Source organism: Sphingomonas prati (assembly GCF_014643515.1).
Classification (GTDB): domain Bacteria; phylum Pseudomonadota; class Alphaproteobacteria; order Sphingomonadales; family Sphingomonadaceae; genus Sphingomonas_R; species Sphingomonas_R prati.
This window is the reverse complement of sequence record NZ_BMJP01000001.1, coordinates 73,824-92,131: the sequence shown is the minus strand read 5'-3', so window position 1 is coordinate 92,131 and position 18,308 is coordinate 73,824. Positions and strand designations below refer to the sequence as shown.

Here is an 18,308-nt window from a genome sequence, read left to right as displayed (position 1 = left end):
TGATACGCCGTCCGCAGTTACGGTGTCGGAGGGCATGACGATGCTGACGGTCGATCTGACGATCTGCGACGGACCCGGCCCGGTCAACGAGGATGTCGTCGGCCATCACCGCGATGCCGCCTGGGTCATCGACGGCGCGACAGGCGTCGGCGCCGCCCTGCTGGAAAGCCCGAGCGACGCCGCCTGGCTGGCCCAAACCGCCAGCGACTTCATCGTCGAAGGCCTGACCGAAGATCCGGCACAACCGACTCGCGACCTGCTCCACACGGTCATCACCCGGTGCGCCACCGCGCTGGCGTCCGCACAGCGTCGCACCGCCGATGGGCCGCATGAGTTGCCGTCCGCCGCGTTCGCCATGGTCCGCATCCTGAACGACCGGGCGGAAATCACCACGTTGGCCGATTGCCATGTCGCCGCGGTCGACGACAGCGGCACCGCCCGCCTGTACGGCGAATCCCCGCTCGGCGCCATCGAAGCCCGTACACTCGCGACCGTCAGGGCAATCCGCGCCGCAAACCCCGACATCGCGCCCGACGCGCTCAGGGCGTTGCTGCTGCCCGTCCTGCGCAAAAACCGCCGGATGCTGAACCGCGACGGCGGCTACTGGGCGCTCGGCACCGAACCGGCGGCGGCCGATCATCTCTGGCAGACCACCCTACCGCTCCGCCCCGGTCAGCGTTTCGCGATTGCCAGCGACGGCTTCCTCCGCCCGGTCGAACTGTTCGACACGGCAACCCCGGCCGACCTCCTCGCCATCGCCTCATCCGCTGACGCGACGCGCTGGCTTGACCAACTCCGCGATCGCGAGCGGCAAGTCGATCGAGACGACCCCCACACACGGGTCAAGATGCATGACGACGCCAGCCTCCTCGTCTGCACATGGAACGGCGCCCGAGAATGTTACCAATATAATACCGAAATTTGACAGACATATTTAGATCGGAAAGGCTCGACCCAAATGGCAAACCAACCCGGCCCCGAGCGACATGGTGCCAAACCAACGAAACCGAGGATCGGACGATCGTGAATACCGAAGCGCCTGACCCTCGCTACCGCGAACTCGACCTCTGGCCGACCGAACTCGCGGTCGCCGCGATGCTGGAGGGACAGCTGGCCGCCATCGCCGCCGTTCAGTCGCAGACGGCGGCGATCGCCAACGCCGCCGACGCGGCCGCCCTACGGCTCGGCGCGACGGGGCGGCTCGTCTTCGTCGGGGCGGGCACGTCCGGCCGGCTGGCGGTGCAGGACGGGACCGAGCTTTACCCCACCTTCGGCTGGCCGATGGACCGTATGATCTTCCTGATGGCCGGCGGCACGGGTGCGCTGACGCAGCCTTATGAGGGTGCGGAGGACGACATCACCGCCGCCGCGGGCGACATCGATGGCTGCGCGATCGGCACGTCGGACGTCGTGATCGGCGTCGCCGCCAGCGGGCGCACGCCCTACACCGTCGCCGCGATCGATCGGGCGCGCGCCGCCGGCGCCCTCACCATCGCCGTCGCGAACAACCCCGGCACCGCGCTCACCGCCAGCGCCGACCATGCACTGATCGCGGTCACCGGCAGCGAGATCGTCGCCGGATCGACCCGTATGAAGGCCGGCACCGCACAGAAGGCGATGCTCAACCTGCTGTCCACCGCCATCATGATCCGGCTGGGGCTGATCTATGAAGGCCGCATGGTCGCCATGCGGATCTCCAACGCCAAGCTCCTCGAACGCGGCCGTCTCATGGTCCGTGATATCGCCGGGGTGGACGACGACGTCGCGGCACGAGCGCTCGAAGCGGCCGGCCATGACATCCGTCGCGGCGTCCTGGTCGCGCTCGGCCATTCGGTCAACGATGCCACCAAACTGCTCGACGATCATGGCGGCAACCTCCGCACGGCGCTCGAGGGATTGGACCGGGCATGACGACGATGCGCGAAATCGCCTGGACCCGCGAAGGCGAAGGCACACCGCTCTACCTGCAACTCGCGCGCAGTCTGCGCGACCATATCAGCGGCGGCGGCATCGATCCGGGCAGCGCGCTTCCCTCCGAACGCGACCTGAGCGAGATCGCCGGCCTGTCGCGCGTCACGGTGCGCAAGGGGATCAAGCAGCTGATCGACGAGGGTGTGCTGATCCGCAAGCAGGGCTCCGGCACCTTCGTCGCGCGCCGGATCGAGGCGCGCGGTGCTCGGCTCAACAGCCTCAGCGACGATATCCGGTCCCGCGGCGAGGAACCCGGCGTCGTCTGGATCTACCGCTCCTACGCCCGCCCGACGGAGGAGGAGGCCGCCGCGCTGGCCGTGCCCGCCACCACCCGCGTCGCCCGGCTCGGCCGTGTCCGGCTCGTCGGCGGCGAACCGCTCGCAATCGAACATGCCGTCATCCCCGCGGACTATATGCCCGATCTCGATGCGCTCCAAGACTCGCTGTACCAGGCGCTCGAAACGCACGGCTTCCGCCCCACGTCCGGCACGCAGCGCGTCCGCGCCTCGCTCGCGACGCAGACCGAGGCCGGCATCCTGTGCATCGAACCGAACAGCGCGGTCCTGCGCATCGAACGCAGCACCCGCATCCCGGACGGCCGCACCGTCGAATTCACCCGCTCGGTCTACCGCGGCGACCGCTACGAATTCGTCACGGAGCTGAACGAGATTTGAGGGGGCTCCATAAGCCCGCCCATCCCGGGACAAGTTGAGGGCCCCCTAGAGCGAAGCCGAGAAGCTCGCAAACCTACACTCCAACCTCGTTCGGTTCGAGCCTGTCGAGAACGCCGCGCCACGTTCTCGACAAGCTCGAACCGAACGGAGGTGGAGTTCACCTCCCGCGAACTCTCACCGTGTCGCCATCCGGATCCCCACCCGGAACGCCCGCCCCAACAGGTCGCTGTAGGTCGAGTTCGCCGACAACCCGCCCTCCGGCAACAACAGCGGATCGCGATCGAACAAGTTGGTCACGTTGAGGAACAGCTGTCCGTCGCCCTTCCCCGCCAGGTCCACCTTCGTGGTCAGGTTGAGGTCCGCGTAAAACAGCCCCGGCGCGCTGTTGTCGTCGATCGTCGGGAACTGCGCCACTTCCGCCGCGGTCCGCCCGACCGGGCAGTCGGTCTGGCACTCGATATAGGTGTTGGCATAGGTGCCCGAGCTGATCCCGCGCCCCGTCGCGGTGATCGAGAAGGTCGGCAGGTCGACCGTCCCCGAGACGCGGTAGAGCCACTTCGGCGTCCCGCCATTGCCGTTCTGCCCGACCAGGTCGACCGGGATCGCCACGCCGCTGTCGACGATATTGTCGATGTAGCGCGTCGCCATGCCGCGCATCGTCAGCGTCGCGTCGCTGTCCGCGAACACACGGTCAAGCGGCAAGCTGTACGTCGCGTCGAAATCGATGCCGCGGTTGGTCACCTTGCTGAAATTGAACGGGCTGGCGCGGAAGAACAGCTCGCGGTCGCCCGTCGGATCGGGGCCGAACGCGGCGCAGAACTCCTGTCGCCCCTCCGCACAGCGATCGATGATGTCCTGCGCGAAATACTGCCCGATCGCATCGCGCAGCTTGATCTCATACGCGTCGACCGACATCGAGAAACCGGGCAGGAACCGCGGTTGCAGCACGACGCCGATGTTCGTTGAATTGGCCTTCTCCGGCCGCAGGTCCAGGTTGCCCGTCGTTGTCTCGCGGAACGTCACGCCCGTCCGCGCCGGCTGCGTTCGGTTGTCGGTCAGCGTGTTGGTGCGCGACGTGCCGGCCTGGAACAGCTCGCTCAGGTTCGGCGCGCGGATATCGCGCGACCGCGTGGCGCGGAACCGGATGTCCGGGATCGGTTGCCACGTGGCACCCACCTTCCACGTCGTGACATAGCCCGACGTCGAATAATCCGTGCCGCGCACCGCCCCGTTGAACTCGATCCCCGCGCCCAGCGGCACGACCGTTTCGAGATACGCTTCCTTGACGTTGTACTGCCCGAACGTCGGCAGGAAATTGCCCACCGACCAGCCCGTCTGGAACTCGGTCGGCACATAGCCGGATACTTCTTCCTTCCGGTACTCGCCGCCTACCGCGACGCTGACGTCGCCGGCCCAGGTCGCGAACGGCGTCACCGACAGGTTCACGCCGGCCACCGTCTGCTGCAGCTTCTGGTCGCGATACGGATCGCCCAGCACATAATCGATCGCCGCCTGGCTCGCCACGCCGGTGCCCAGCCGGTTCAGCGGCGCACATCCGTTGGTCGGCGCGGTCAGGCTCGACCGGCACACGATCGTGCCCGCCGGCACGCCCAGCGCGTTGCCGGCCGGCGCGAACACCGCGTCGTTCGCATTGTTCACTCGCGCGACGTTCTGGATGTCGCGCAGCTGTTCGTGCGTGTTGGTCTCGCCATATTGGCCGTACGCGTTCCAGATCGCCTTCTTGCCGAACAACTGGAAATCGCCCTCCGCGCCGATCGCATAACGCTGCACGTCGCGCTGGTTGTTGTTCTTGCGGTACGGCAGGTCGACCGCGGTCGTACCCAACGTCACCGACGTGATGCCCGCCAGTTGCGCGGCCCCCAGCGCGTTGATCAGATACGCGTTGTCGCGTTGCAGGACGGTCGTCGTCGACAGCTGCGGCCCGGCGTTGAACAGCGACTTCTGCCAGTTGTACGATCCTTCGGCGAACACCTCGATCCACGGCGCCAGTTCGTAGCTGACCCGCCCGAACGCACCGCGCCGGTCGTCGTCCGCGTCCAGCCCGATGTTGCGGTTGTTGTCCGCCAGCGCCCAGTCACCGCCGGTCGTCAGCGACGGCGCGGTCGCCCCGGTCAGCGTCGCGGTGTTGACCGTGCCGTAGTTGAACTGGTTCACCGAACCGCCCTGGCCGAAATAGATGCCGCGCAGCCGGTTGGCGGTGCCGCCCGCCGAATTGACGATGATCCCGCCGGGCAACGCGTTGGCGGTGCCTGTGTTGCTCCGCACCAGGTTCTGCGGCAGGCCGTTCGTGTTGGTGTAGGCTGGGTTGGCGATCGTCCGGAACCCGCCCTGGTTCCAGTCGCGATCCACCTGGAAGATGCCGTCGCGCCGTGCAATCTCGCCGCTCAGCAGGATGTGTCCACGCCCCTCGGCAAAGGACTTGCCCGCCGCGATGTTGACCGACGTGTTGAACCCGTCGCCGCGCTCCGTCATGCCGGTGTCGGCCGACAGCTTCAGCCCCTCATATTTCTTGTCGAGCACGAAGTTCACGACACCCGCCACCGCGTCCGACCCGTAGGCCGCCGATGCGCCGCCGGTCACGATCTCCACGCTCTTGATCAGCGCCTGCGGGAATGTGTTGACGTCGACCAGCCCGGTCACCGTCGACCCGACCGACCGCCGCCCGTCGAGCAGCACCAGCGTCCGGATCTCGCCCAGCGCACGCAGGTTCAGCGCGTTGATCCCCGACAGCCCCGAACTGATCGCGAGCCGCGAATTGGACGGCCGCGTGCTGCCCGCGACGGACGGGATCTGGTTGACGAAATCGGCGATGTTGTTGGTCGGCGACGAATTCTGGATTTCGGCCTGGGTCAGAATGTTGAGCGGCGTCGGCGCGGAATAACCGTCGCGCGCCACACGTGTGCCGGTGACCGTGACCTCATCGCTCGACGGATCCGGTGCCGTGGTCGTCACCGGGGCCGCCGGTTCGGCCTGCGCTTCGGGGGCCGGGCCGGTCTGCGCGGCTGCGGGTGTCGCGAAACAGACCGCGATCGCCAGGGTCGCCAGGCTGGAAAAACCCGCGAGCGTGCTCGCCCGACATGCCGAATAGCGCCGCTCTGTTCCGAAAACTGTCATGATTTCCCCCGATACGCCCGTGTACCAGCTGGCCGTTACCGCGCCCGCTGCTGTCGCCCCCTGCGTTCCTGCCGATCCGGTCATCCTGTTCCTTTGGGAACATGCCGCCGATCGTGCCGGAAACCCGAACCTGCGCGGTGGGGAGGACGGGCGTCAAGGGCTTCCCCGCATCGATCGCTGCATCAAACCATAGCCCACGATTATGGCCGCCTCGCCATCGCCGCGCTTATGGTCCAGAACGACGTCCGACATAGCGCGGTCGCGACACCGCGCACCTGGCCTCCCGCGGGTCCACAGCAGGGGAAATGCCCATGATCGACCGTCGCGCATTTCTCTGCGGGTCCGCCGCCACGGTAGCGCTGGCCGGCACGCTCTCCGCTGCGCCTGCCCACGCGACACTCCCCGGTCTCGATGCCCCGATCGAGATCGTCGACGACATCTACGGCGTGCCGCACATCCGCGCCGCGTCAATCCCGGACGCCTTCTTCGGGCAGGGCTATGTCGTCGCGCGCGACCGGCTGTTCCAGATCGATCTTGGCCACCGCCGCGAACTGGGGCGGATGGCGGAGGTCTACGGTGCCGACTTCGCGCGGTTCGATGCGGTCGCGCGGCTGTTCCACTACCGCGGCGATCTGGACGCCGAACTCGCGCGCATCGACGCCAACGTGCTGGCCTGCGCGCGCGCCTATGTGGCCGGCATCAACGCGCGCATCGACGAACTCGCCGCCGACCCGGCACTCCTCCCGCTCGAATATCGCATCCTCGACGTCGCGCCGATGAAGTGGGACGTCCGTGAACTCGTCCTCGCCCGCGGCGCAGCGATCGGCAACGCGGACGACGAGGTCCGCCGCGCACAGCTCGCCGCACTCGGCCTGCTCCATCTCGACGCGGTTGTTGCTCCGCTCCGCCCCGCCTGGCCGATGCACGTCCCGCCGGGACTGAACTATTCCAAAGTGTCCCCCGCCGATCTCGGCGTCCTGCGCCAGGGTGGCCTCCCGTTCGGCCCCGGCACGCCGACCGAGCCGATCGACACGCAGGCCGAACGCGCCAACGCCGGCAGCAATGCCTGGACGATCGCGCCCGCCCGCTCCGCCACCGGCCGGCCGATCCTGGCCAACGATCCGCATCTCGGCATCGGCGGCTTCGGCCCGCGCCACGTCGCGCACCTCACTGCGCCGGGGCTCGACGTGATCGGCGGCGGCGCGCCCGGCCTGCCCGGCATCATGCAGGGTCACACCGATCGCTTCGCCTTCGGCCGCACCAATTTCCATATCGATCAGGAGGATCTGTTCGTCCTCGACCTCGATCCGCAGAACCCCGAACGCTACCGCCACGCCGGCGGCTGGGCGCGCTTAACGACGGTCGAGGACAGCATCGCGGTCAAGGACGCCCCACCCCGCACCGTCCCGCTGCGCTATGCGGCGATGGGCCCCGTCGTGATGCACGATCCGGCGAACCACCGCGCCACCGTGCTCGCCTCGGTCGCGATGCAGCCCGGCGGGGCAGGATCGTTCGCGATGATCGCGATCAACCTGGCGCAGGACTGGGCGTCGCTGCAGCAGGCGTTCCGCATCCACCCGTCGCCCACCAACTTCCATTATGCCGATACGGACGGCAACACCGGCTGGCAGGCGATCGGCTTCGCCCCCATCCGCCGCACCGGCGACGGTCTGCTCCCCGTCCCCGGCGACGGCCGCTACGACTGGACCGGCTTGCGCAAGCACACCGATCTGCCCAGCGAATACAACCCCGCCAAGGGCTGGTTCGCGTCCGCCAACCAGAACAACCTGCCGCCCGGCTGGCCGCGCGACCGCATACCGGCCTTCTCGTTCCGCGACACCTACCGCTACGACCGCATCGCCAGCGTGCTGGCGCGGCAGGACAGTCACAGCCTGGCCGACAGCGTCGCGCTCCAGCAGGACCGTTTCTCCACCCCCGCCCGACAACTCGTCACGCTCCTGCCGCCACGCCCCTCCCCCGCCGCCGACCTGCTGCGCGGCTGGGACGGCAACCTGACCGCCGACAGCGCCCCCGCCGCCCTCTTCCATATCCTGTGGCGGAATCTCGGCACCCGCGTTCTCGCTCTGATCGTGCCGGACCGCGCCAAGCCGCTCGTGACGGAAATCGCCCCCACCATCCTGCTCGGCGTCCTCGCCCACCCCGACACCCGGCTCGGCCCCGATCCCGTCGCCGCGCGCGACGCGCTGTTCGATGCCGCGCTCGCCGCCGCCTGGGCTACCGCGCAGGACCTGCTCGGCCCCGATCCGGCCAAATGGCGCTGGGGCACACTTCACCAGGTCCGAATCGCCCACCCGCTGTCGCGCGTCCCCGCGATCGCCGCCGCCTTCCCGCCGATCGAGGGCGAAGGGTCGGGCGGCGACAGCTTCACCGTCGGCGCGCGCTGGCTGGGCAACGGCCCCGGCTGGGGCGTCGGCGGCGGGGCGAGCTACGCGCAGGTCGTTGATGTCGGCGCGTGGGACAACTCGCTCTTCATCAACCTGCCCGGCCAGTCCAACGACCCGCGCTCCGCCCACTACCGCGACCAATACGCCCCGTGGATCGCCGGCCGCATGCTGCCCATGCTGTTCAGCCACGCCGCGGTCGACGCCCACCGCGCCGCCCGCACCACGCTCGGCGGACCACGTCAACGCAAGGGAACCCGCCGATGAACGCCCTCCTGCTCACCGCCCTCGCCCTCGCCGCGCCCACCGCGCCTCAAGTCGATGTCGTGATCCGCGGCGGTACGCTCTATTCCGGCGCGGACGCCGCCCCGATCACCGGCGATGTCGAGATTAGCGGCGACCGCATCGTCTATGTCGGCCCCACCCGCCGCACGGCGGCCGCCCGGGTCATCGATGCGAAGGGCCAGATCGTCGCCCCCGGCTTCATCGACGCGCACACCCACCCGGACACCTACATCCGCTCCCCCGACGCGAAGCAACGCCTCAACCTGCCGTGGCTCGCGCAAGGCGTCGCGACCATCGTCATGGGAGTCGACGGCGGCGGCACGCCAGACGTGGCGCAGGACGCGCGCACGCTCACCGCCGCCGGCGTCGGCACCAACCTCGTGCCCTTCGTCGGCTTCGGCGCGATCCGCGGCCGCGTGCTTGGCCAGGACGACCGCGCCCCCACCGCCCCCGAACTCGCGCAGGAAAAGGCGCTGGCAGCCAAAGCGATGTGCGAAGGCGCCACTGGCCTGTCCACCGGACTGTTCTACGCACCGCAAAGCTATGCCAAGACCGACGAGGTCATTGCCGTGGCACGCGAGGCCGGCAGCCGCGGCGGCATGTACGACACCCATCAGCGGGACGAATCGAACTACACGATCGGCCTGATCGGATCGACCAAGGAAGCGATCGAGATCGGCCGGCAGGCGAAGATGCCGGTCCACTTCGCCCATCTGAAGGCGCTCGGCGTCGACCTTCAAGGCCAGGCCCCGCAACTGATCGCCACCATCGCTGCCGCCCGCGCCGCGGGGCAGGACGTCACCGCCGATCAATATCCGTGGCTTGCCTCGGGCTCCAGCGTGGACGCCTCGCTCCTGCCGCGCTGGGCCAGCGACGGCGGCTACCGGAAGCTGATCGCCCGGTTCGACGATCCCGCCACGCTCGCCCGGATCAAGGTCGAGATGGTCGAAAATCTCCGCCGGCGGGGCGGCAAGGAGTCCATCCTGCTGACCAGCGAGGGCATGCCCTGGACCGGCCGGACGCTCGGCCAGATGGCAACCGCCTGGAACACCGATCCGATCGACGCCGCGATCCGCATCATGCGCGTCGCGAACAAGGACGGCACCGAACCAGCCGGCGTTGGCGTCGCCAGCTTCAACATGGCCGACCGCGACGTCGATCTGCTGATGCAGCAGCCCTGGATCGTCACCAGTTCCGACGGATCGGACGGCCACCCGCGCCAGTACGCGACCTTCCCGCGCAAATATCAGACCTATGTCCGCGAACGGAAAGTCATCACGCTGCGCGACTTCATCCGCCGCTCGACCGGCCTCACCGCCGACATGTACCGCATCGAGCACCGCGGCTACCTCCGCGCGGGCTATTATGCTGACGTCGTCGTCTTCGACCCGACCGGCTACGCGCCCCGCGCCGACTATGTGCATCCGCGCGTGCCCAGCGTGGGGGTGAAGGCACTGTTCGTGAACGGCAAGCTCGCGTTGCAGGACGGGGCCACCACCGGCACCGCCGCGGGCCGCGTCCTGCTCCGCCCCACTCCTGCCAACTGCCCAGCGCCCTGACCCGGCATAGCCCGACGTTATGGCGCGCGGCACGAGCATGATGCGCGAACACCGGGCGGCGCATCCTATGTCGGAGACCAACCCCTCCGTTGCAGGTGCGCGATGATCCCCGGTCCCTTCCTCCTGTATCTCGGCCATGTCAGCGACGCGGTCGGCATCAAGACCTCGCGCGGCCTGGCCGCCTTCCGGGCGGCGGACTGCCTTGGTGAATGGCGGCATGACGATTGCCCGCTGACGCTCGATCTGCCGCGTATGGATGCGGCCGCAGCCCGCGCTGCCGGTGCCCGTACGCTGGTGCTCGGCATCGCCAATGCCGGCGGGCGGATGAGCCCCGCTCTTATCGACGATGCGCTCGCAGCGATCGCCGCGGGGCTGAACGTCGCATCCGGCCTGCACCAGCGGCTGCGCGACGAACCCCGTCTCGTCCGCGCTGCAGCCGCCGCCGGCGTGACGTTGTTCGATGTCCGTGATCCACCCGCCGACCTGCCCATCGGCACCGGCCTGCCGCGCGCGGGCAACCGCCTGCTGACCGTCGGCACCGACTGTTCAGTCGGCAAGATGTACGCCACGCTCGCCCTGCGCGATGCGCTGCACGCCCGCGGCATCGCCGCGGACTTCCGCGCCACGGGCCAGACCGGCATCCTGATCGCCGGCTCCGGCGTCCCCGTCGACGCGGTCGTTGCCGATTTCATCTCGGGCGCGATCGAGCAGCTCACCCCCGCGCGCCACGACGCCGGCTGGGACCTGATCGAGGGCCAGGGATCGCTCTTCCACCCCTCCTTCGCCGGCGTCTCGACCGGCCTGCTCCACGGCGCGCAGCCCCGCGCGCTCGTCCTCTGCCACGACCCGTCGCGCGCCCACATGCGCGGCCTGCCGCACTACCAGCTCCCTTCGGTCACCGACTGCCTCGCCGCCAACCTGTCCGTCGGCCGGCTGACCAGCCCGGCCGTGCAGGCGGTCGGCATCGCGCTCAATACGGTCGCGCTCGACGAAGCCGATGCACGACGGCTATGTTCCGAAGTCGCGGACACCCACGGCCTGCCCTGCACCGATCCCTACCGGTTCGGGGCGGATCCGATCATCGACTGGATGCTGACATGCTGCGACGCCTCGAAGCCCGCCACGACCGTTTCGGCCTGAGCACCCCGTTCCGCATCTCGCGCGGGGTGAAGAGCGCAGCCGACGTCGTCACCGTCACGATCGCGCAGGGCACGCTAGTCGGCCGCGGCGAGGCGGTTCCCTACGCGCGCTACGGCGAGACGATCGAGGGCGCACTCGCCGCGATCGCTTCGGTCACCCCCCTGCTTCAGAAAGGAGCCGGCCGCGCCGAACTGCTCCGTATCATGCCTGCCGGCGCGGCGCGCAACGCGGTCGACGGCGCCTTGTGGGATCTCGACGCGCAACTCGCCGGCACCACGGTCGCGGCGCTGGCCGGCCTGTCCGAACCCACGTCCGTCGCATCGGCGATCACCATCGGCCTTGACGCGCCTGATGCGATGGCCACCGCCGCCGTCCGCGTCGCCGACGTCCCGCTGCTGAAGATCAAGGTCGACCGTGACCATGCCGCCGCGCAGATTGCCGCCGTCCGCGCGGCCGCCCCCGCCCCGCGCCTGATCGTCGACCCGAACGAAAGCTGGTCGATCGACGAGGTCACCGGCCTGCAGGACTTGCTCGTCGACTACCGCGTCGATCTGCTCGAACAGCCACTCCCCGCCGACGCCGACGGCGCACTTACCGGGTTCGCGTCGCGCGTGCCGATCTGTGCCGATGAATCGCTCCACACCGCCGCCGATCTCGATGCGCTCGCCGGCCGCTACACCGTCGTCAACGTGAAGCTCGACAAGACTGGCGGCTTGACCGAAGCGCTGATGCTTGCCGATACCGCGGAGCGGAAGGGGTTCGGGCTGATGGTGGGGTGCATGGTCTGTTCGTCGCTCGGCATCGCGCCTGCGCTGCTGCTCGCCGGCCGCGCCGCGTTCGTCGATCTCGACGGGCCGCTCTGGCTTGCAGAGGATCGCCGCGGCGGCGTCACCGATCATGCCGGCATGCTCTCCCCACCTGCGCCGGGTTTCTGGGGCACCCCGACTTGAGGCTGCTGCGGGGCTGGTTCACGATTCCGCTGTGGAAGCGGGTGGTCGCCGGGCTCCTGATCGGCATCGCGCTCGGCCTGCTCTGGCCCGCCGGGGCCGCCGCGATCCGGCTGGTCGGCGACCTGTTCGTGCGGCTGATCAAGATGCTCGTCGTGCCCGTGGTGCTCGTCACCATCGCGGCCGGCATCTCCTCGCTCGGCGATCCGCGCCGGCTGGGCAGCATCGGCGGGCGCACCGTCGGCTGGTTCGCGTTCACCACGCTCCTCGCCGTCTCGATCGGCATGACGTTCGGCCTCGTCCTGCGCCCCGGCGAGGGCATCGCGCTCGCCGGCATCGCCCCGCATGTCCTGGGGCCGCCCGTCTCGCCCGCCGACCAGTTGCTCGGCATCGTGCCCACCAACATCGTCGACGCCTTGGCCAAGGGCGACATGCTCGCCATCATCTTCGTCGCGATCCTGCTCGGCGTCGGCAGCGTGGTGTCGGGCGATGCCGGCAAGCCCGTCGTCGCGCTGCTGCAATCCGCCGCCGCCGTCCTGCTCCAGATCGTCCGTATCGTGATGGAGGCGACCCCGTTCGGCGTGCTCGCGCTCATCGCCGGCGCGGTCGCGGGCGGCGGCATGGCGGTGTTCGTCAATGTCGGCTGGCTGGCACTCTGCGTCGTGCTCGCCTCGCTCGTCCAGATGTTTCTCGTCCACGCGCTGCTGATCGTGGCCGTCGCGCGACTCCCGGTCGCGCGCTTCTTCCGCGGCATCGTCGATGCGCTGGCGGTCGCCTTCTCCACCGCCTCATCGTCCGCTACGCTGCCCGTCGCGCTCCGCGTCGCGCAGGACAATCTCGGTATCGCCCGCCCGATCGCCTCCACCGTCCTTCCGCTCGGCGCCAGCATCGGGAAAGACGGCACCGCCATGTATGTCGGCCTTCTCGGCCAGTTCGCGTTGCAGGCGCTCGGCATCGTCCCCGACGCCGGCATGCTAAGCATCATGCTGCTCACCGGCGCACTCGCCGCGTTCGGCACCGCGCCGGTTCCCTCCGCCTCCCTCTTCATGCTCGCCGCGATGCTGTCCGCGGTCGGCGTCGGCGCGGAACAGACCGCACTCGTCGTCGGCCTCGTCCTGCCGTTCGACCGGCTGCTCGACATGACCCGCACCGTCCCGTCCGCCTCGGCCAACCTGACCGTCGCCACGCTCGTCGCGCGCGCCGAACATGGCCTCGACGAAGCACGCTACAGGGGCACATCACCGGCATGAATCTGCGCCACATCGAAATCTTCCACGCGGTCTACGTCAACGGATCGGTCAGCGCCGCCGCCCGCGCGCTCCACATCTCGCAGCCATCGGTGTCGAAGACGCTGCGCCATGCCGAGACCCTCCTCGGCTTCGAACTGTTCCAGCGCACCAACAGCCGGCTCGTGCCCACGGAAGACGCGCACGCATTGTTCGGCGACGTCGCCAACATCCAGGAACGGGTGCGCGCACTGCGCGAGGCGGGCCGCAACCTGCGCGCCGGTGCGGGCACCACGCTCCGCATCTCCGCACTCCCCAGCCTCGCACTCGGCGCGCTGCCGACCGCGGTGTCACGCTTCCTGAAGATCCGCCCCGATGTCCGGTTCGATCTCCAGACCGTCCATCACGACGACCTCCTCCGCAAGCTCTACGAACGCGAAACCGACATCGCGATCGCAGCCGAGGTTCCACGCGGTGCCCCGCTCGGCCAGGTCTGGCTGGGCGAGGGCGAACTGGTCGTACTCTACCGCGAGGAGGACATGCCCGACGCCCCACCCCGGCTCGAACTGGCGCAACTCGTCGGCCGGCCATTCATCACGCTCGCCGCCAGCGGCCCGATTGGCCAGCTGTTCAGCACCGAACTCGAACGGCTGGCGCTCGACCTGGACGAGGTCGCGTCGGCGCGCACCTTCTACATCGCCGCCGCCTTGGTCCGCGCTGGCGTCGGCCTGACCGTCGTCGACAGCTTCACCGCCGATGCGTCGATCGCCCCCGGCCTCGCGGTTCGCTCGCTGAAACCCCCGCTCACCTTCGACGTCCACGCCATGCACCTGCTCGACCGCCCACCCAGTGCGCTCGCCAGCGAGTTCCTCGCGCTGCTCAGCGACGTGATCGAGGCCCCATGATGCGCCTCCTCCTCGCGCTCGCTCCGCTGCTGCTTGTCGCCGCCAGCCCGCCCGATCCGGTCGCGCAAGCGCTCGCCACCGCCGGCCCCGGCACGCGCATCGGTCTTGTCGTGGCCGACGACACGGGTCGCGAGATCGTCACGATCCGCCCCGACGACCGCTTCGTCCCCGCCTCCAATACCAAGATGTTCACCACCGCCGCCGCTTTCGCGCTGCTCGATACGCAAGGCCCGGACGCCACCGGCGGCGCGACCGTCCGGCTGGAGGGCCAGGACGTCGTGTTGACCGGCCACGGCGACGCCCGCCTGTCGAGCGCGGCAGACTGCGTCACCGACTGCCTGATCGACCTCGCCCGCGCGGTCGCCGCGAAGACCCGCACGGTCCACGACGTGATCGGTGACGACAGCGCGTTTCCCGACGAACGCTGGCCACTCGGCATGAGCTGGAACAACATGCCCTCCCGCTCCGGCACCGCTGTCTCCGCGCTCAACATCGACGACAATGTCATGACCGTCACCATCGCCCCCGCCACTCCCGGCGCGGCCCCGACGATCGCCGGCGACGGCTATTACCGCATCGTCAACCGCGCCACGACCGCCGGAACGATCGCGGCGCTCTCGGTCACCCGCGCCCCCGGCGACGACACGCTTCGCATTACTGGCACAATCCCCGCCGGCAGCTCACCCGAAACGCTCACCGCCGGCCTCGACGACCCCACCCACCGCGCCGCCTGGCGGCTCGCAGCCCTGCTCCGCACGCTCGGCGTCCGCGTCACCGGCACCATCGCCACGCGCCACCGCCCGCTCTCCCCGAGCGACGATCCCGCGGTCCGGGGGACCGCCCCCGCCCCGCACGCTCCCGCGCAACCGGTCCTGGCCCGCCTCACCCCGCCGCCACTCGCCGACGATCTGCGCACGACCAATAAGGTCAGCCAGAACCTCCACGCCGAACTGCTGCTCCGCCGCGTCGGCGCGGTCACCGGAACCGGATCGGTCGCCGACGGCCGCGCCGCGGTTGTCAGGCTGCTCGACACCGCCGCCGTCCCGCGCTGGACCTACGATTTCGCGGACGGCTCGGGCATGTCGAACTATAACCGCCTCACCCCGCGCGCCGCGGTCCGCTTCCTCCGCTGGACGCAGACCCAGCCCTGGGGCGCGTCCTGGCGCACCACCCTCCCGATCGGCGGCACCGACGGCACGCTCGCCCGCCGCTTCCGCGGCACCGCGCTGGAAGGCAGGATCTTCGCCAAGACCGGTACGCTCAACGCCGCAAGCGCGCTCTCCGGCTTCCTCACCACCGCCCGTGGCCGAACGCTCACCTTCTCCGCGCTGGCCAACGACATGCCGAGCGACGCCTCCGCCACGGCCGCGATCGACCGCGCGCTGCTAGCCCTCGCCGCCGCCCACTAGGCCCGATCCCAGAGCAGCCACCAGCGCGTCCCCGGTCGCCGGTCGCAGCGTGAAGATGCCGCTATCGAAATGCCGGGTCGGGTGCACCCGGTTGGTCAGCAGCGTCCAAGCCACCCCCCGATCGAAATCCACCCACAATCCCGTGCCCGTAAACCCGGTATGCCCGATCGTCGTCGCCGAGCACGCCTGGCCCCCGGACCAGCCCGGATAGCGGATCTCCCACCCGGCGGTCCGGTGCCCCTCGACCGGCGTCCGGATCGCCGCCAGCATCTTTGGCGTCGCCCCGCTCCCGTCGAGCAGCCCCTGCGCGTAGCCCAGCACTCCGTCGACCGTCCCGAACAGCCCGGCATGCCCGGTCCGCCCGCCCATCGCGGCGCAATTCTCGTCATGCACCTCGCCCGACAGCACGCGCCCGCGCCACTGGCAAAACTCAGTCGCGACCGCCGGTCCAGGCGGCGGCCCCCAGCTCAGCCCGTCGCCCAGCGGCAACGCATCCAAGCCCGCGCCGGTCAACCGCTCGACCGCGATCCCGAGCAGAATGAAGTTGATATCCGAATAGACTGGCGGCCCATGCCGCCACTCCCGCTGCAGCACGAACGCGCGCAGCCGTGCCGGATCGTCACCATAGGTATAGATCGGCTCGACCGCGGGCAGGAACGTCCGGTGGACCAGGCAGTCGCGGAACGTCAGCCGCCGCTCCGCCGCCCCCCCCACGTCATATTGTCGCAAATCCGGGATTGCGTCGGTCAGCGGCTGATCGAGGTCGATCCGCCCCTCCTCTGCCAGCCGCAGCACGAACGTCGTCGTCGCGATCACCTTGCTCACCGACGCCAGGTCGAACCAGTGGTCCGCGGTCAGCGGCTCCGGCACCGGCAGGCGCTGCGCCAGTCCGGCCACGCGCACCGCCCGCGCGCCGTCCGCCGTGACGATCCCCAGCACCGCACCGGGGATCCGCCCGTCCGCGACATGCGCCGCGGCCGCCCCGAACGCCGCATCGGCTACCGCTTCCAGATCGCGCATCATGCCTCTTCGCTCCGCGCCCTGACACGCGACAGCGCGGGCACGAACAGGATTGCCGCCAGGCTCACCACGCCCGACAGCAGGAAGAAGCCGTCATAGCCGATGGATCCCACCATCGCGCCGCCCGCCCCGGCCAGAAGGCGCGGCAACAGAAAGGCAAAACCGGTCAGGAATGCATATTGCGCCCCCGGATAGCGCGGGTTCACTAGCAGCGAGAAATAGACGACGAACACCGCCCCGGCGAACCCGTTGCCGAACTGGTCCGCCGCGGTCGCGATATACAGCAACCCCTCATCCACCCGCTGATGCGCCAGCCAGACGAACCCGAAATTGCCGATCGCCGCGACCACCGCGCCCACCGCCAGCGCCCACGCCATCGGCCGCTTCGCCGCCATCAGCCCGCCCAGCCCGACGCCCAACACGCTTGCGCCCAGCGCCACCAGGCTGTCTGCCCGCCCGATCTGCGTCAGCGAATAGCCCAGCTCCTTGATCATCGGCTTCGACAGGTTGAGCGCCAGCACGTCGCCCATCCGGTACAGCGACACGAACACCATCAGCAGGATCGCGGCGTAGCCGTAGCGCCAGAAGAAATCGACATAAGGCCCCAGCGCCGTCGACGTCCGCAGCGCCGAGTCCGCCCGCGACCGCCGGATCCGCGGGAGCGCGATCGCCATCGCCACGAATGGCAGCATGCACATCCCCAGCACCCACGGCGTCACGTTGCTGCCCGCGTCGATCCCCGCTTGCGCCGCGATTGCCAGCAGCACCCAGCCGACCGCGGCGGTCACCGCGAGCGCGCCGCCCAAGATTACCGCACTCGCGATCAGCCCGGTCGTCAGCGCCGCGACACGCCCGCCGGTCCCGTCGGCATCCGCGCGCATCGCCACCAGGATCGGAAAAGGCAGCAACGCCGCCGCCGCGATCAGCAGATAGGCCAGCGCCCAGCCGCCGACTGCCGCGATCAGCAGCGCCCCGCTGCCCGCCGCGACCATCGCGCTGCGATATCCCCACAGGTTCGCCGCGACGATCGGCCCCTGCTGCTCCTGCGAGGGATACAGCTCGATCCGCCACGCATCGGCCGCCACTTCCAGCGTCGTCGTCCAGAATGCGAGCAGCACCGCGAACAACGCCGTCACCGCCAGGTTCGCATCGTCCGACGTCGCCGCCATCGCGATCATCGCGCTGAAAATGCCTAGCTGAGCCAGCATGATCCACCCGCGCCGCTTGCCCCAGTAGCGCCCGAACCCGGGGATATCGTACCGGTCGAGCAACGGCGCCCACACGAACTTCAGCGTCGGCAGCAACTGCACCCAGGCGAAGAACCCCAGCACCGTCAGCGCCACGCCGTGCGCCTGCAACCGCAGCACCAGCACGGTCGAGAACATGTAGAACGGCAAGCCCGCGGCGAACCCGAGCAGGCCGTACAGCAACATGCCGCGCCGGTCGGTCGCGGGCTTCGCGATATCGTCGGAATGAACCGCGGTCGCGGCAAGATCGGTCATGGCGGCTCCGCACATCGCAATCCTCGAGCGTCGGGGCATCCCGCCCGCCAGTCAAGCGACCGATCACCCGCGGTTATGCCCGGATAACACCGCGGCATGCCGGCCGCGGAACCACTCGACCCACACGGCGGCA

The 18,308-nt window shown here is 69.5% G+C and carries 13 protein-coding genes; 10 read left to right on the top strand and 3 right to left on the bottom strand.

The genetic code is table 11. The features are described 5' to 3' along the window. The first annotated feature begins 40 nt into the window (after positions 1 to 40). From IEX50_RS00405 to IEX50_RS00395, 3 genes are all read left to right on the top strand, one after another. Positions 41 to 925 (top strand): protein phosphatase 2C domain-containing protein, encoded by an 885-nt coding sequence (locus tag IEX50_RS00405; RefSeq protein WP_157177664.1) that lies wholly within the window; start codon positions 41 to 43, stop codon positions 923 to 925. Between the two features lie 98 nt (positions 926 to 1,023). Further along, positions 1,024 to 1,911 carry an N-acetylmuramic acid 6-phosphate etherase gene (locus IEX50_RS00400; protein WP_184075092.1) on the top strand — a complete coding sequence of 296 codons (888 nt, stop codon included), beginning with the start codon at positions 1,024 to 1,026 and terminating at the stop codon, positions 1,909 to 1,911. A gap of 5 nt (positions 1,912 to 1,916) precedes the next feature. Further along, complete coding sequence (locus tag IEX50_RS00395; RefSeq protein WP_157177662.1) at positions 1,917 to 2,645, top strand: GntR family transcriptional regulator; 729 nt, start codon at positions 1,917 to 1,919, stop codon at positions 2,643 to 2,645. 174 nt (positions 2,646 to 2,819) lie between these two features. Here IEX50_RS00395 and IEX50_RS00390 read toward each other — a convergent pair whose 3' ends face one another. Continuing rightward, the gene (locus IEX50_RS00390; RefSeq protein ID WP_157177496.1) at positions 2,820 to 5,780 is read right to left on the bottom strand and encodes a TonB-dependent receptor plug domain-containing protein; all 2,961 of its coding nucleotides are present in this window, start codon (positions 5,778 to 5,780) and stop codon (positions 2,820 to 2,822) included. A gap of 311 nt (positions 5,781 to 6,091) precedes the next feature. Here IEX50_RS00390 and IEX50_RS00385 point away from each other — a divergent pair, with 311 nt between their 5' ends. The 7 genes from IEX50_RS00385 (at position 6,092) to dacB (ending at position 15,653) form a co-directional block, all read left to right on the top strand. Next, positions 6,092 to 8,449 (top strand): penicillin acylase family protein, encoded by a 2,358-nt coding sequence (locus tag IEX50_RS00385; protein WP_157177494.1) that lies wholly within the window; start codon positions 6,092 to 6,094, stop codon positions 8,447 to 8,449. Further along, a complete protein-coding gene (locus IEX50_RS00380; protein WP_157177493.1) occupies positions 8,446 to 10,026 on the top strand; it encodes an N-acyl-D-amino-acid deacylase family protein in 1,581 nt (526 codons plus the stop codon). The genes IEX50_RS00385 and IEX50_RS00380 overlap by 4 nt, the downstream gene beginning before the upstream one ends. A 102-nt stretch (positions 10,027 to 10,128) precedes the next feature. Further along, positions 10,129 to 11,166, top strand: coding sequence for an N-acetyltransferase DgcN (gene dgcN, locus IEX50_RS00375; protein ID WP_157177492.1), 1,038 nt, complete (start codon positions 10,129 to 10,131; stop codon positions 11,164 to 11,166). Beyond that, positions 11,124 to 12,116, top strand: a complete 993-nt coding sequence (gene dgcA, locus IEX50_RS00370) for an N-acetyl-D-Glu racemase DgcA (RefSeq protein ID WP_157177491.1) — start codon at positions 11,124 to 11,126, stop codon at positions 12,114 to 12,116. Before dgcN ends, dgcA begins: the two co-directional genes overlap by 43 nt. Further along, positions 12,113 to 13,363 (top strand): dicarboxylate/amino acid:cation symporter, encoded by a 1,251-nt coding sequence (locus IEX50_RS00365; protein ID WP_157177490.1) that lies wholly within the window; start codon positions 12,113 to 12,115, stop codon positions 13,361 to 13,363. The genes dgcA and IEX50_RS00365 overlap by 4 nt, the downstream gene beginning before the upstream one ends. Beyond that, on the top strand, positions 13,360 to 14,244 hold the full coding sequence (locus tag IEX50_RS00360) for a LysR family transcriptional regulator (RefSeq protein WP_157177489.1): 885 nt from the start codon (positions 13,360 to 13,362) through the stop codon (positions 14,242 to 14,244). Before IEX50_RS00365 ends, IEX50_RS00360 begins: the two co-directional genes overlap by 4 nt. Beyond that, the gene (dacB, locus tag IEX50_RS00355; protein WP_229673541.1) at positions 14,244 to 15,653 is read left to right on the top strand and encodes a D-alanyl-D-alanine carboxypeptidase/D-alanyl-D-alanine endopeptidase; all 1,410 of its coding nucleotides are present in this window, start codon (positions 14,244 to 14,246) and stop codon (positions 15,651 to 15,653) included. Before IEX50_RS00360 ends, dacB begins: the two co-directional genes overlap by 1 nt. Here dacB and IEX50_RS00350 read toward each other — a convergent pair. Next, positions 15,630 to 16,673 carry a serine hydrolase domain-containing protein gene (locus IEX50_RS00350; protein WP_157177661.1) on the bottom strand — a complete coding sequence of 348 codons (1,044 nt, stop codon included), beginning with the start codon at positions 16,671 to 16,673 and terminating at the stop codon, positions 15,630 to 15,632. The two genes, dacB and IEX50_RS00350, sit on opposite strands and share 24 nt — an antisense overlap. Further along, positions 16,673 to 18,175, bottom strand: coding sequence for an MFS transporter (locus IEX50_RS00345; RefSeq protein ID WP_229673540.1), 1,503 nt, complete (start codon positions 18,173 to 18,175; stop codon positions 16,673 to 16,675). The genes IEX50_RS00350 and IEX50_RS00345 overlap by 1 nt, the downstream gene beginning before the upstream one ends. Between the last annotated feature and the right edge of the window lie 133 nt (positions 18,176 to 18,308).

Bases quoted from the DNA above. Each gene is read 5' to 3' on its own strand.
- dgcA (WP_157177491.1), top strand. From the start codon at position 11,124: ATGCTGCGACGCCTCGAAGCCCGCCACGACCGTTTCGGCCTGAGCACC.
- IEX50_RS00405 (WP_157177664.1), top strand. From the start codon at position 41: ATGCTGACGGTCGATCTGACGATCTGCGACGGACCCGGCCCGGTCAAC.
- IEX50_RS00350 (WP_157177661.1), bottom strand. From the start codon at position 16,673: ATGCGCGATCTGGAAGCGGTAGCCGATGCGGCGTTCGGGGCGGCCGCG.
- IEX50_RS00385 (WP_157177494.1), top strand. From the start codon at position 6,092: ATGATCGACCGTCGCGCATTTCTCTGCGGGTCCGCCGCCACGGTAGCG.
- IEX50_RS00345 (WP_229673540.1), bottom strand. From the start codon at position 18,175: ATGACCGATCTTGCCGCGACCGCGGTTCATTCCGACGATATCGCGAAG.
- dgcN (WP_157177492.1), top strand. From the start codon at position 10,129: ATGATCCCCGGTCCCTTCCTCCTGTATCTCGGCCATGTCAGCGACGCG.
- dacB (WP_229673541.1), top strand. From the start codon at position 14,244: ATGCGCCTCCTCCTCGCGCTCGCTCCGCTGCTGCTTGTCGCCGCCAGC.
- IEX50_RS00360 (WP_157177489.1), top strand. From the start codon at position 13,360: ATGAATCTGCGCCACATCGAAATCTTCCACGCGGTCTACGTCAACGGA.
- IEX50_RS00380 (WP_157177493.1), top strand. From the start codon at position 8,446: ATGAACGCCCTCCTGCTCACCGCCCTCGCCCTCGCCGCGCCCACCGCG.
- IEX50_RS00390 (WP_157177496.1), bottom strand. From the start codon at position 5,780: ATGACAGTTTTCGGAACAGAGCGGCGCTATTCGGCATGTCGGGCGAGC.
- IEX50_RS00395 (WP_157177662.1), top strand. From the start codon at position 1,917: ATGCGCGAAATCGCCTGGACCCGCGAAGGCGAAGGCACACCGCTCTAC.